Here is a 14,342-nt window from a genome sequence, read left to right as displayed (position 1 = left end):
ATCAAGCTTTTTAATAGGGAAATTATTCGGCTGAGAACCATTGTTTAGGACAAATTTGACAATTGTCCCTAGTTTTATCCCTCTGGAGCCCGAATGCGGAAATCCCTTCACTTCCAAAAAATAAACTGGATTGTTGCGAGCCAGGGTGCGGCCCAGGTCATATTGCTGACCCAGATTCCATTAATCATCGAGTATTGCGGGCTGGATTTAGCCACTCTCGGCGCACTAGTTGCAGTCAGTACTTTTTGCCTGATGATTGCGGGCCCAATCTGGGGAGAGCTAGGCGATAAAATTGGACGGAAGCCAATTCTGCTAGCTGGGCTCAGTGGGGCACTACTATCCCAGATCCTGTTCGTTGCCCTGCTCGTCGCCCTGGCTCAAGGGTACTTGGAAACTGATACAGCGCTTGTGGCCCTGGTTGCCAGCAGAATCCTTTATGGATTAAACGCCGCCGCAATTTTTCCTTGCTGCCAAGCTTGGGCCCTAGAGCTGGGAGAGAAAAACCAACAACTGTCAATTCTCTCAGGGATCAGCGCTGCTGCAAATTTAGGGCGAGGATTAGGCCCCTTACTTGCCTTACCGACCCTTCTAGTGGGTAGTCTTTGGCCCTTACTTTGGCTGGTCCTCCTGCCCTTTTCCGCCCTAACCTTAACGCTTTTTTTACCTCGAGTTCCGGGCTGCACAATAGCTGAAAAGAAAGTCGAAAAAACTCACTTTCCCACTACAAATATTGGGCTTTTCGCGATAGCACTGCTGGGCACAGTAAGCATCGGGCAGCTACAAGTTGTTATGGGGCCTGTACTACAAGACTTATACGGATTAAGTGCATTGGGGGCATCATCGACAACCGCCATTCTTCTTGCTGCTGTCGCCATTTCCGGATTCTTTGTCCAGATGCTGTTAGTTAGAAAAATAGCGCGCCCACTAATCAGCTTTGTAATTGGGGTTCTGTGTATATGCCTGGGCACTACATCACTATCACTCGCTCTAGGCAGCTCCCTTGCGGTGCTAGGCTTGATTCTATTTGTTATTGGTATCGCCTTCTTAGTCCCTGGCTACAGTGCCCTATTAAGTCAAGGGCAACAGCGCAACGGCCGCTTGTTTGGCCTTTTGTCACTGATGCATACCGGAGGTTACACAATTGGCTTTGCAATGGGCGGATGGCTCTACGAAAAAAGCCCTTCGCAACCTCTGGCAGGGATGCTACTTAGTGTTAGCCTAATTGCAGTTCTCACATTAATCAGCCTGGCCATTTCTTGGAAAAAAGCGCCTAAAGTGAGCGCAACCTAACTCCTGGGAAGATAGCTCAGCAATTACCTGACTAAACGGGTAATTGCTGTCTGAGTGGGGGATCCGAGTGCTCACCCTACAAAGTTAAAGGTAGCGCTGCCAAAACTCAGCTTGCCCCTGTTCTTCATCCAATGTGTATGGCTTAAAGCCGGTCTTAAGATAAGCCGCCTGAGCAGTATAATTTTTTTGCAGAACTTCCAGGGTAAGTTTGCAACAGCCCCTCTTTTTTGCCTCTTTCGCCAGAAAGTCGAGCATGGCAGTGCACACCCCCAGACTTCGAGCAGTTTCACTGACAATAACATCGTGGATATTAACCAGCGGCTTACATAAAAAAGTAGAAAAGCCAGTAAAGCAATTAATGAGCCCTACCGCACGCTCCCCTCGATAAGCAAGAACACTAAAAGCCCCCGGAAAATCTCTTAATGCCGGCAATAAACTAGAGCGGCAGTGATCACTTAGAGGCTCACCACCGCCAAATGGATCCCGAGCATATTCATCCATCAAAGCCAAGATATCACTTGTATGTTGCGAGTCGTCGTAATTCGCCAAATCAATCTTTAATGCGGTACCAGCTTCACAATCTGATAAAACCATAAATATTTTTTCCTACCTCCGCAATTACAGCGAAAAAATGCCTTCACAGGCGCCTGATAAGTAAGAGCTGTTGGAGAGCATACCAAAATAATGACCTGTAGCGATCCCAGGGAAAAATAGTAAACTCAATCGGTAAGCTCTGCATTCGCTGTTTCTAAAGTCTCTTTAAAATCAACTTTGTCATCACTCACAAAGTACTGTAAGTAACTGCGTAACCGGGTTCGTCTCGCCAATAACTGGCGCACCCTGAGGCGATGTCGACCTGCCGTCTTAGAGTGTCGAGTGACTCTTTGCCGCCTGCCGGGGACTGAGCTTTTTTTTCTTCCCATGATCCTGAAATCCTTATTAGACCAAGTTTGAGCCGTTAGTCACATTTAAGACTAGACCAAGTTTACTTGGCGCACACGAGCAAAGCCGCTATTCTGCTGTCTACATGTCCAAATGGTCACTTCAGGATACAATCGCATTGCACCCGCTTAACCACTTATTACAAAATAACCAACATTGGTCCGAGGCTACCCGTCAAGAAGAGCCGGACTTTTTCCTTCAATTATCTGAACAGCAAAGCCCTGAATACCTGTGGATTGGCTGCGCAGATAGCCGCGTTCCCGCCAATGAGATCGTCGGCCTATTACCCGGCGAGCTTTTTGTTCACAGAAATGTTGCCAATGTAGTCGTTCACTCAGACCTGAATTGCCTATCAGTACTCCAATATGCTGTGGAGATCCTGAAAGTAAAACATATTATTGTCTGTGGTCATTACGGTTGTGGCGGCGTGCAGGCAGCCCTCAACAATGATCAGCTGGGCTTAATTGATAACTGGTTGCGACATATCCAAGACGTTAGGGATAAACATCACACTTTGATCGATATTTTTCAACAACAGCAGCGTACAGATCTGTTGTGTGAATTAAATGTCCTGGAACAGGTGATACACGTGTGTCAGACAACGATCGTTCGCGATGCCTGGCGTGCGGGTCAAGAACTCACCGTCAACGGTTGGGTTTACGGCCTAAAAGATGGCCTGGTACATGATTTGGGTATTTCAATTAAGCACCCGGGGGAAATTGCTGATATTTATCAAGGTGCCCTTAGTAAAATCTCTCAGCGCAGCACCGAATAATACTATTGCCCGACTGCCTTCGTTTTTACCACTATAAATGGGGTTAACCCGGTAGTTTTAGCTACCGAGCTCAGCTCTGTTTGGTGAAAAAACATGTCGGCATACAAAAAGTGGCAGTGCCAGAACTGCGGCTGGATATACGATGAGTCCAAAGGTTGGCCCGAGGATGGAATTCTTCCCGGTACTCGCTGGGAAGATATACCTGAAGACTGGTACTGCCCGGAGTGTGGTGCAGCCAAACAAGATTTCTCCATGCTGGAGATTGGCGCCGATACTACTCAAGCCAGCTTAGCTAGCAATGATGGCTTCCGAATCTGGGAGTGCATGGTATGTGGCTGGACATACAATGAGGCCGAGGGATGTCCACAAGATGGCATTGCTCCTGGTACTCGGTGGGAGGATATTCCCGACGAATGGAATTGCCCTCAATGCGGCGTTAGTAAACAAGAATTTGATATGGTTCTTGTAGGCCAAGCCCCCATCGCCCCGTCCCCTTCAGCCAACCAAAACACAACCACTACAACCTCAGCACCTTTAGTTATTATTGGCACAGGGCTGGCCGGGTATAATCTGGCGCGAGAGTTTCGCAAGCTTACCCCCCAGTCTCCTCTCCTGTTAATCACTGCCGATGATGGAGCTTTTTACTCCAAGCCTTTGCTGTCAGCCTCTTTCTCTCACGGCAAGACTGCACAGCAACTCAGCACTTCCAGTGCCGAAGATATGGCTAGCGAACTCAATGCACAAATTCTGGTTCACACGCGGGTAATACATATAGATCGCCAAAACAAAACTCTGACGATTCAGCAGGATGGTGCAGAGCATGTATCCAAGATTCCCTATGGAAAGCTAGTTCTGGCAACCGGGGCCAAGTGCCGCAAACTTCCCCACTATGAGGGGGATGCCCAATCACATATCTTTCGCATAAATAATCTCAGAGACTACCACCGTTTTCGCACTGCCGTGGTGGGGCGCAAGCGCATACTACTCCTGGGCGCTGGTTTGATTGGCTGTGAATTTGCCAACGATTTGATACAGACCGGCTTCGCAGTGGATCTGGTTGACATGGAGCAATGGCCACTGGCGACACTGCTGCCGGAAGTCGCCGGGCGCGATCTGCAGACGGCCCTGGAAGACTATGGCGTTCGCTTCCATGGGGGCTCATCATTAAACCGTATCGAGAAATTGAGCACCGGTTTCCGGGCCCAGCTGAGTAGTGGAGAGCAAATAGAAGCGGATGTTGTTCTCGCCGCACTCGGACTTGAGGCTAACACCGGCTTAGCCTCCATGGCCGGTATAGCCGTGCAAAGAGGTATTGCTGTAGATCGATATCTGCAAACAAGCGATCCCGATATCTACGCCCTGGGGGATTGCGCAGAAATAGACGGCCATCGGCTACTCTTTGTCGCCCCCCTAATCAGCTGTGCGAAGAGTCTGGCACAAACTTTGTCAGGAAATCTGACTCCCGTTTGCTTTGGCGTTATTCCTGTGGCCGTAAAGACAACCCTGCACCCAACTACCGTTTGCCCGCCAAGCCCTGATACCAAGGGGACTTGGCAAATCAACATAGAAGATTCAGGGGTTTGCGCCGAATTTCGCGACGAAAAGGGCAATCTACTCGGTTTTGCCCTTACCGGTAGTGCGATCGCCCTCCGGGAAAGGCTCAGCCAAGAGTGCCAGCCAATTATGAACGACCAGTCAAAAAATGACTGATAATCATACTTATTTTAATAGCTATTCGAGGTAAAGCGCGCAAACCGTTAACTTTTGCCTTAAAATGGCGGCCCTTCAAAGTTTTGGTACAAGTAGCCCTAGTATGACGACAGAGAAAAGCCGTACGATTTCCCCGTCACCCGAGCAAAGCCGGCTACTGCGGGACACCCTCGGCCACTTTGCTACCGGTGTAACCGTCATTACCACTCAGGATACCAATGGCCAACCTGCCGGCATGACGGCTAACAGCTTTAATTCCGTTTCCCTCGACCCCGCCCTGGTTCTATGGAGTATCGATAAGCAGTCCATGGGCTATAAAGCATTTACCACCCGGGAGCACTTTGCCGTGCATATCCTGCGAGCAGACCAACAACATGTCTCAAACCTATTTGCTGGTCGAGGAGCAGACAAGTTTGGACAGGTCAACTGGTATGAAGGCCCCAATGGTATACCTCGCCTAGAGGAGTGTGCAGCCTATTTCCATTGCCGCCGCGCGCAGTGCATTGATGGTGGAGATCACACAATATTGCTTGGAGAGGTGCTGGAATTTGCCGCTTTTGGTGGTGAACCCCTGGTCTTTCATCAAGGCTGTTATCGTGCATTGGCTGGAGAGTAGCAGCTCACTTTTTGGAGCCTAATCACTACCCAAAGGCTATAAAAATAATTTTTTAATGCCAATTAACCAGTATTTGGCAGAAACTTTGGTGTTGCATTAGTGACCTCGTAATAATTCAAGGGCAGTCTGAAGCAAACCATGAAAATGGACTGATAAGCCATGACTTCAACTACGCTCTTCTGTTTCGCCCACCGGGGCTATCAACAGCGAGCCAGTGAAAACACTCTCCAAGCAATCGGGCATGCGTTGGAACTCAACGTCGGGGGTATCGAAATTGATGTGTGGAATATTGGTGGGCAGCTTCTGGTCAAGCATGACCGGCGACTCGGACGCCTAATCGCGGGCTCCGAACTCATCACTGAAATGCATCCCGATGCCCTGAAAGAGAGACCTCTCCCTTGCGGGAATAAGGTCCCTACATTACGGGAAGTCCTGGAACTTGTGGGAAATAGTGCCCAACTCAATATCGAGCTGAAAGGGCCTAACTGTGCAGCCCTTTTCGCGGATGAAATCCACACCTTTACGCAGGATACTGGTGCGAGCTATGAGCAATACATCGTTTCCTCTTTCGATCACCGCCAGTTGTACCAGTGCCTGCAATTAGCTCCTGAGGTTCGGCGGGGAGTGCTGGTTTCCGGTGTTCCCCTCGATCTTGCAGCCTGCTCTGCTCCATTAAAGGCCTATTCATTACATACGAACGTAGATTTTATAAATGCAGATTTAATAGCCGATGCAAAACAGCGCGGGCTTAAGAACTACGTATTTACCGTCAACGACCCCAACGATTTGATACTGTTGGCAGCTCAAGGTATCGATGGGGTTTTCACTGATGAACCTCAAATCGTATCCGATTTTAATGCCCGTGTTGAATTCACAAAAACTGGCACTTAGACGTTGGAGAAGATCCCCTTCACCAACTAAGAGAACAGACAGTAACCCGGGACAATTACCGGGCTACTGCTGTGAGTTAATGCAAGAAAAGACTCTAGGCTAAATAGTCTCCCCTATTTATACTGCTTAAAACTCTGCGCTAGCACGTAAATACCAATAGCCACCATTAAAGCCAAATGGTGATGTGAGGGCATGACGTACTCCGAGATATCGCAACGTGGGCTCCTGCTCATCATCAGGCATTACGTCAAAGATATTCTCGCCCCCCAATGACAATTTATAATTTTCATACAGCGTAAACGTCGCTTCGATATCAACGAGAATTTCACTGCCATAACTATAGGTATCACTGGCATCCCCAGCACCAAACAACCCGCCTGTTGATTCCCAACTGCCATAGCGATTAAAACGCAGGTACCCTGCAAATAAATCACCCGTATCGAGATCAAAAGTTAAAGTCGTTCGATCACTGGGAACTTGGTTTTCCAGGTCAAATACCCGTGAGGCATTGATGGTATTTGGCGTAACACTGGTAACTTCCTGGCGATTGTGATTGTGGCGTAAATCCACCACCAATAAACTTTCAAAAATCTCGAAATCACTGGTAACTGCCAGATCTATACCAGACACTTCCGAGTCATAAGCATTGACGAAATAGTTTGCATTGCTGCCGTTGAGTAGTGCTGCATTTTCTATACCGGCATTTTGCAACAGAATCACTTCGTCATCTCCGATGGCATTGTTGCGCAGAGCCAGGCGATCCTCGATGTCGATGTTGTAGTAATCTATTGTCACACTGGTATTGTCCAGTGGGGCAAAAACCGCACCCAAGGTGAAACTGGTGGATTCCTCCGGTTCCAGCTCAACGGCTCCGAGCGCTGATGCCACCGGATGAGCCACAGGATAGGTTCCATTGGGTATCAGGTTGCCACTGGAGTCTGTCGTAGTAGTAACATTTAAGGTATTCACCTGTCCGGGTGTTGGCGCCCTGAAACCAGTATTTACCGTCGCTCGAAATGCCAGTTGTTCATTCACATCATACCGTGCTGACAATTTCCAATCCGATGTCGAGCCAAACTCATCATATTCCTCTAACCGTAAAGCCGCTCCCAAAGTCAGAGCCTCAGTCACATCGGCTTCAAGGTCAATATAAGCTGCAATACTCTCGCTACTGAAACTGCCCAGCGCTTCAATCGGGAAACCCTGAAAACCATCTGAACCCACACCAAAGTACGCAGCAGTTGGGCCTACCGCAGTGGACGCTGCATCCCCCCTACCAATTGAGTAAGTCTCTTCACGCCACTCAGCGCCGAATGCAAGGTTCAATGGCGAAGCAAAAGCCATGACATCAATGGGGTAGACAAAATCCGCATTGAGGCTGGACTCTTCCTGCGTGAGGGTTCCCGGCTTGAAGGAAGTAGGAGACAAAATACCCAAACTTGGATTGATTGAATTTTTCAGGACATAGTCCACTTCATTTTCAGCCAAACGTCCGCGTAGATCCCAGGAGAGGCCATTGGCAAGCTCTCCACGCGCCCCGAATACAGCAGCGATATCATAAATATCTGCACCAAATTCAGGGTTGTAGCCGCCGGGGAACTGAGTATAAATTGGGTTTCGCAACACGTACCCACTGTCGCTGGAAGTATCTGCTACCAGGTAATCCGAGGGGTTTAGGCCTTGCGCCAAAATAGAATCCACTAAAGACTGGGGAGCTGGGTCGGGCATGTAGTCGATACTATTCGGATCAAGGGGATCATTAGGGCTGTCTACTTGCAGGGTACCTCTCGCAGTAAACTGGTGTTCTGGGTCGAGCACCGGTCCACGATAGAAAAAGTCAGAAATTGTTTCATTTTGTGAATAACCGAAATTTCCATAGAGCTCTACCGAATCAGAGATCTCCAGGCCGCTGTTAATAAAAAACTTCAGGGACTCAACATCGGGATCACCCCATCTCTGACCCAAGCCATCCAGTGGTACTAAATTATTTCCCACAACTGATCCTACCTGTTGCGCATCTGGCCGCGCTTCGCTGCGCCAGGTTTTATCTGCGCGGGAAAATTCAATGGTGCCATTAATAAATCCTGCATTACCCAGCGCAAATCCCGTATTTGCGGCAATACTCATCCGGGTTCCATCCCCTTCAAAATACTCCCCTGTCTGAGCTGATAAGCTAAATCCCTCTGCATCATCCTTCAGGATAATGTTAACGACACCGGCAATCGCATCGGAGCCATATTGTGCTGAAGCGCCATCACGTAAAACCTCAACTCGCTCTATAGCCATAGAGGGTAGCGCCGAAAAGTCGACGGCTTGGGCACCCTGGTTAACTGTACCCAGGGGGGCAAGCTGCAAATTAACCAGTGCAGAGCGATGGCGGCGAGTTCCATTGACCAGTACCAAAGTTTGATCTGGGGATAAATTACGTAAAGTTACCGGGCGGATAAAAGCGGTACCATCAGCAATTGGAAATCTCTGCGTATTAAATGAAGGGGCAATTTTTGCCAGGGACTCAGTAAGATCAAAGCTCGCTTGATCCGCAATATCCTCTCCGCCAACCACATCTACCGGAGAAAGAGTCTCGGTGGGAGATACACCCTCTTTGCGTGTACCTGTGGTTATCACTTCCTCCATTGCCCGATCAGCAGTATTAGAGGCACCCTCTTCCTTTTCCTCAGCAATCGCATACCCACCAGAGTTAAAAATCGTAACTGCCACCGCCAATGACAAAGGTCTCAACAAGTAACGCTTCATATTCACCACCCTCTCTTCTCATTATTAACATCAAACAGAACATCACCGGATAATTCATCAAAGCAATGCACATCAAATTAGATCCGTGCAGGGGTTAAACAAAAAAAGCGGCATACTGACGTTCCGTCTAATTGCATCCATGCCAGAAATTAGTGCACGCCTAGGGTAGATCTTTTACGCGATTAAATGTCAACTTCCAACAAATCAAAAAATTAATGTCGCAATATTTATTTTAAAAGGAGGGGGTACACGTTTAGCAAATGCCAAAAACTGCCAAACGTGACTTTTAGAAAGGCTGAAGCAAAAGTGACAGCAATGAGTTCACTTAAAAAAATAAATAGGTGAAATCAGCACCGTCTATTGAGGTGTATAAGTAACGTCAACCTCATAATCCGATCCCAGGCGACTGTAGCCCCGCACCATAAAATAGGCTTCACTCTCACCACTTGGCACGGTTAAGGAACAGTTCTCAGAGCTATCTCCCTCATAGGGACGGCAATCGTAATAGCGCCAAGTAGGTGCCGCACCAAAACGGACATATAGATCGGCATCATTAGTACCGGTCATATCCGCGATAAAATCTGTACCGGGCGTTACACTGAGAGGTCCATAGTGATCCTCCGAACCTCGCCCCACATCACCACTAAAGGTTTCTGTTTGTTCCTCACCGGGGTCTGGATCGGGATCGGGGTCCGGATCGGGGTCTGGGCCCGGATCATCCCCTATATAACCCTTGGCCAATTCAGCGACATAGGCAGCAGCAAGCTTTCCAAACTTCACCGCATGACTGGCATCTCCACCACTATTAGCGAGGGTATCACTTGAAGTGTGGATATAAGGGTTTGAGCCATTAAAAGTCGCCTCAAAAGGAAAGGAAACCGGATAACCCTGGTTATACCAAGATGCGTGATCAGAACACGCATAACCACAATAAGTTGTTCCAACAGTGAGGCCGCTCAGGTAGGTCTGGGCCAGATCCTCAAGAAAGCTATTCTGGGCACTATTGGTGTAATCTCCAATAATATAGATATCACTATTTGAGCCATAGTAATTAGTCATATCCAACTGCAAGGCACCTATCACATTTTTATTCTGTGATTTGTAATCGCTAGCAATATCATCTGACCCCCGCAGCCCCACTTCCTCAGCAGCGTACCCCATAAAAGCCAGCGTTTTATCCGGCTTATAGTCTGTAGCGACAATTGCATTAATGACATCCGTCAATGTTGCTATGCCAGACGCATCATCGTCAGCCCCCGGCGCTCTCGTACCTTCACCAGTGCCAAAACCGACCGTAGAATCCAGGTGCGCCCCCAGCACGATAATTTCATCCGGGTCAGTTTGCCCCTGAATCGTCAAAATTACAGAGGGTTGCGCCCAACTATGGCTATAAAGTTCGACAGAGGCATCACTTCGTGAATTCGTTAATGCCTGCCACTCATCCCTTATCCATTCAGCACCATCCACGCCGGTTGAAGTGGTGTAATAGCGATTAGTAAAATTCGACAAACTTTGAATAGTTGACCGTATATTAGACTCTGAGATCTCTGCTTGCAGGGCGTTAACCACATCTGCATTATCAATAGAGTAAGCGATCACGTTATTCACTGTTGTCGTCAGCGATGAAATCTGGGCAGCTTCTGCTTCCTCCAATGAGTCATGTACCATAAAGCCGCCACAACGGTTATGGTTGATATGCATCAGAGTCGATATTTCGGAAAGATTCTTTTCATTAACTTTTAGAATAGTGACTCCGTTACGTTCCTCACCTTGAATCGAGAGTGGTTGCTTGGCAACCAGGCTACTGTTTTGCTTTAAGGTTTTATAACCATCACTACCTATAGTTATCCACAGCTCTTCTGCCATAACAGCGCCGGGGAGTGCAAGAACCCCAACTAAAGACCTACTAATAATTTTTTTCATTATCTTCTCCACATTAAGTTAGCCCCCTGCGAATCCCTGATATTTCAAAAACACAGGCAGGCAATAAACACACATGCAAGAAGCCTGCACAAACAGCAGTTTTGAATCTCAATAATATTCAAATAATACAAAAATCAATGAGGATGGAACTACAGGCCATACCTATAAACAATCGCGGACAATCCAGAAATATTTTTATTATTCGAATTTCGAAAAGCGCAGAGAGAACAAACAAAACCGGATTGACCAATCCGGCAAGGAAAAGCTAGCACATTCAAATAAATACTAAAACAATTTGGCATCTTTCAGCGTAAGAGCCGCAATAAACTTTAAGTGGATCACAAATACACAAAAAACATAGAATATAAAAACACTATTAATAGCAAATAGAACTAGGAATAATTTCTGAACTAAAGGGTTTTTCAGCCCTTTATTTTAATTAGATCTACAAGAAGAATTTTAAGATTGCAACTCACACAGAATCTACCCAACCAGGAAGCCTCCTTTTTAATCCCTGCTGGTTTTGTAAAGCAGCGGCTGCACATAAAACGGTCTCATCAGCATATTTTCTGCCTACTATTTGCAGGCCTACTGGCAGACCACTCGCTGAAAAACCGCAATTGATTGATATTGCCGGATGGCCTGATAAATTGAAGGGGTAGGTATAAGGTGTCCAGGAATACCATAGAGAGCCTGAATTACTATCCGGCACATTGACCCCAGCACTAAATGCGGTAATAGGTAAAGTTGGGGTCACTAACAGATCATATTTCAGAAAAAATTCCTGTAATCGCTCGACAAAGTTATCTCGCCACTTCAGCGCGTCGAGATAATCAGGTAAGGATAATTTGTCCGCTTGTTCTGCGACCTCTAACAATTGGGGCTCCACCAGTTGGCGCCTGGTACTATCCATCGCCCTAAAGATACTCGCTATCCCCGCACAAAATAGACAGCCAAAAGCTGCACTAGCATCATCAATACCCGGGTCAACCTCTACAACTTCAGCACCCAATTCCTGGAAGTGCATTACACTAGCAGAAACGTTGCTCACCACCATGGGATCAGGTGCTACGTAACCAAGACTGGGGCTGTAAGCAATACGCAACTTTCCTGTTCTTTCAATCAACCTTCCCTCTGTAGCTGCAAGGAAATCAATTTTCCGGCGAGGTATTGCGCGGATATCCCGATGATCCGGTTCACTGATTACATTCATCATCAGTGCACAGTCTTCCACCGTCGATGCTAAGGGCCCCACATGCACCAGGGAGGAGAAGGTACCTAATGGCCAATGGGGAACCTGTCCAAAACTCGGTTTGAACCCAATTGTGCCGCAAAAGCTGGCCGGAATCCGGATAGATCCACCACCATCAGCCCCCACAGCCAGAGGGCTCAATCCCAGTGATACTGCAACCGCAGCCCCGCCACTCGAACCACCCGATGTCTTATCCCTATCCCAGGGGTTTCTCGTAATACCGTCTATGGCGTTATCCGTCACCGCCTTCCAACCAAACTCCGGTGTCGTGGTTTTCCCTATTGGCGTGTACCCGTTGCGCTGTAATGCCGCAATGCAAGGGGCCGCACAACCCAATGTTGTCTCTGGGTCAATAATTTGGGAGCCGAAAACTGTCGGCCACATCGGCGTGTAAAAAACGTCTTTTAGTGCCACCGGCACTCCGTCAAGCAACCCTTTGACAGTACCAGACATATAGCGGCACTCAGAGTCCCGTGCGTAGGCAATGCTGGTCTTCCTGTCTATCAGACAAAAAGCACTGACATGCCTATTTAGCTTCTCAATTTGATTGAGTAGCCCCTCGACAACCTCAACCGGCGAAAAACACTTCGCCCTGTATCCGCGTAACAACTCGAGAGCTGTCATCCCAACGAAATCGCTCATTGACCCAAGCTCACAATTACCGGCCCCCTAACACCATCAGATTAGTCGTCAGCGGAAAATTATCGGCGCCACTGTTGGTAGCAATTTGTTAACATAATGGCCATATGAAACTAGCGCTTCAGCTGCCAGTCAGGATCACTTGAGTAGGCTGTAGCAAAACTAATGAGATGGAAAACCACCGTGAAGTCTACTTCTACAATTGCCCTCCTCATATTTTTAGCAACCTCGATCTCAGGGTGTGCCACCATGAGTGAAGATGAATGTTATGTCGCAGATTGGCAGGCAATCGGGTATGAGGATGGCGCAGCGGGCAGGGACTTATCCTACCTGGGGAGACGCCGCGAATCCTGTGCAAAATATGGCGTAACGGTCAATACTAATGCTTACCGGGATGGGCGAGGTGAAGGGCTGGAGCTTTTTTGTACCGAGCTGCGCGGATTTGACCAAGGGCGCTCCGGTAACCACTATAACGGTGTCTGCCCCGCGGACCTCGAAGGGTTATTCCTGCGGGGGTACAATTCAGGCCAGGATATTTTTCTTGCCAAGTCAGCCGTTGAGGAAATTGTGTCGGCAATTCACAACTTGGAGTTGGAGAGAGAACACATTCTCGATGACATGACAGAAATTGGTGCACTGTTGGTCGATGAAGCAATCGACAATTCCGAACGAGTAACACTTATCGCTGACGTCGCTCGCCTAAAGGTTAGGCACTCTGAGCTAGGAATGGAAATAGCGGACTTACAATACGAACTAATGCAACGGGAGGCAGAGTACCAGCAAGCCCTCGCCCGCTCTCCTTACCTATAGATCTCTACCCCATCGAGGATACCTCTGCGGTCACTCTAGTCCGCAGGGGTTTACACCTATATAGCTTATTTCAACCAGCACACACCCTTCCCAGGTTTACGCCACCCTCTGTGAGTAGCTTAGGAATTCATATGAGAAAAGAAAAATAGGTCGGCTCTACAAATGATTCGATTACACTAGAGTTGAGATATCGCCCTACCCACCAACTAGAACATCCGTACTAAGAAGCCGGGTGGTAGTAAAGCTTTGTGAAAATTTTTCCCTTTTCTAGGGAACTGTATTAGTGCTGATCTTTTACCTTACCCCTCATTGATTTCACCTGAGAACGACGATTTTTTGCTTGTAAACGGCGCTCCTTGGCACCTCGACTGGGCTTGGTAGCCACACGAAACTTTGGCCTGAATGCGGCTTTATCCACCAGCTCCTGTAATCGCTCTAGGGCATCTGCGCGGTTTTTTTCCTGGGTCCTAAACCTCTGGGCCTTGATAATCACCACTCCATCTGAAGAAATACGCCGATCTTTGAGCTTCAAAAGGCCATCTTTAATTAGCTGAGGAAGTGAAGAAGCCTGAATATCAAAGCGCAGGTGAATTGCACTGGAAACTTTATTTACATTTTGGCCACCGGCGCCTTGAGCGCGTATCGCACTCATTTCAATTTCATCTTGAGAAACCGATATCCTACCTTTTCCACAAACCATAAACATCCAAAGCCTGAGCTACATCGTTTTACTAAAAATA

At 47.8% G+C, this 14,342-nt stretch carries 12 protein-coding genes; 6 read left to right on the top strand and 6 right to left on the bottom strand.

What is annotated here, in order from left to right:
* The first annotated feature begins 93 nt into the window (after positions 1 to 93).
* Complete coding sequence (locus tag ACJJI5_RS06085; protein WP_445355802.1) at positions 94 to 1,290, top strand: MFS transporter; 1,197 nt, start codon at positions 94 to 96, stop codon at positions 1,288 to 1,290.
* Between the two features lie 84 nt (positions 1,291 to 1,374).
* On the opposite strand, the gene ACJJI5_RS06080 is transcribed toward ACJJI5_RS06085, so the two are convergent.
* Both ACJJI5_RS06080 and ACJJI5_RS06075 read right to left on the bottom strand, forming a co-directional pair.
* Entirely contained in the window at positions 1,375 to 1,884 is a 510-nt protein-coding gene (locus ACJJI5_RS06080) for a GNAT family N-acetyltransferase (RefSeq protein ID WP_445355801.1), read from the bottom strand.
* Between the two features lie 125 nt (positions 1,885 to 2,009).
* Positions 2,010 to 2,213 (bottom strand): hypothetical protein, encoded by a 204-nt coding sequence (locus ACJJI5_RS06075; protein WP_444896263.1) that lies wholly within the window; start codon positions 2,211 to 2,213, stop codon positions 2,010 to 2,012.
* Positions 2,214 to 2,350: 137 nt separating this feature from the next.
* Here ACJJI5_RS06075 and can point away from each other — a divergent pair, with 137 nt between their 5' ends.
* The 4 genes from can to ACJJI5_RS06055 all read left to right on the top strand — a co-directional run bounded on the left by can (position 2,351) and on the right by ACJJI5_RS06055 (position 6,224).
* Complete coding sequence (gene can / locus ACJJI5_RS06070; RefSeq protein ID WP_444898283.1) at positions 2,351 to 3,007, top strand: carbonate dehydratase; 657 nt, start codon at positions 2,351 to 2,353, stop codon at positions 3,005 to 3,007.
* 93 nt (positions 3,008 to 3,100) lie between these two features.
* On the top strand, positions 3,101 to 4,717 hold the full coding sequence (locus ACJJI5_RS06065; RefSeq protein WP_445355800.1) for an FAD-dependent oxidoreductase: 1,617 nt from the start codon (positions 3,101 to 3,103) through the stop codon (positions 4,715 to 4,717).
* A 103-nt stretch (positions 4,718 to 4,820) separates the two neighbouring features.
* The gene (locus tag ACJJI5_RS06060; protein WP_413663130.1) at positions 4,821 to 5,333 is read left to right on the top strand and encodes a flavin reductase family protein; all 513 of its coding nucleotides are present in this window, start codon (positions 4,821 to 4,823) and stop codon (positions 5,331 to 5,333) included.
* 159 nt (positions 5,334 to 5,492) lie between these two features.
* Positions 5,493 to 6,224, top strand: coding sequence for a glycerophosphodiester phosphodiesterase (locus ACJJI5_RS06055; RefSeq protein ID WP_413663131.1), 732 nt, complete (start codon positions 5,493 to 5,495; stop codon positions 6,222 to 6,224).
* 126 nt (positions 6,225 to 6,350) lie between these two features.
* On the opposite strand, the gene ACJJI5_RS06050 is transcribed toward ACJJI5_RS06055, so the two are convergent.
* The 3 genes from ACJJI5_RS06050 to ACJJI5_RS06040 all read right to left on the bottom strand — a co-directional run bounded on the left by ACJJI5_RS06050 (position 6,351) and on the right by ACJJI5_RS06040 (position 12,795).
* On the bottom strand, positions 6,351 to 8,978 hold the full coding sequence (locus ACJJI5_RS06050) for a TonB-dependent receptor plug domain-containing protein (RefSeq protein ID WP_445355799.1): 2,628 nt from the start codon (positions 8,976 to 8,978) through the stop codon (positions 6,351 to 6,353).
* 357 nt (positions 8,979 to 9,335) lie between these two features.
* The gene (locus ACJJI5_RS06045) at positions 9,336 to 10,901 is read right to left on the bottom strand and encodes a M28 family peptidase (protein ID WP_445355798.1); all 1,566 of its coding nucleotides are present in this window, start codon (positions 10,899 to 10,901) and stop codon (positions 9,336 to 9,338) included.
* A gap of 472 nt (positions 10,902 to 11,373) precedes the next feature.
* A complete protein-coding gene (locus ACJJI5_RS06040) occupies positions 11,374 to 12,795 on the bottom strand; it encodes an amidase (protein ID WP_445355797.1) in 1,422 nt (473 codons plus the stop codon).
* 246 nt (positions 12,796 to 13,041) lie between these two features.
* On the opposite strand from ACJJI5_RS06040, the gene ACJJI5_RS06035 reads away from it, so the two are divergent.
* On the top strand, positions 13,042 to 13,602 hold the full coding sequence (locus ACJJI5_RS06035; protein WP_444915661.1) for a DUF2799 domain-containing protein: 561 nt from the start codon (positions 13,042 to 13,044) through the stop codon (positions 13,600 to 13,602).
* Positions 13,603 to 13,882: 280 nt separating this feature from the next.
* On the opposite strand, the gene arfB is transcribed toward ACJJI5_RS06035, so the two are convergent.
* Positions 13,883 to 14,302 (bottom strand): alternative ribosome rescue aminoacyl-tRNA hydrolase ArfB, encoded by a 420-nt coding sequence (gene arfB, locus ACJJI5_RS06030; protein WP_444915660.1) that lies wholly within the window; start codon positions 14,300 to 14,302, stop codon positions 13,883 to 13,885.
* Positions 14,303 to 14,342: the final 40 nt, after the last annotated feature.

The sequence above is a fragment of the Microbulbifer maximicatervae (SeqCode) genome (genome assembly GCF_052467955.1).
The sequence above is the reverse complement of the archived record's forward strand: the minus strand, read 5'-3'. Positions and strand labels throughout refer to the sequence as shown.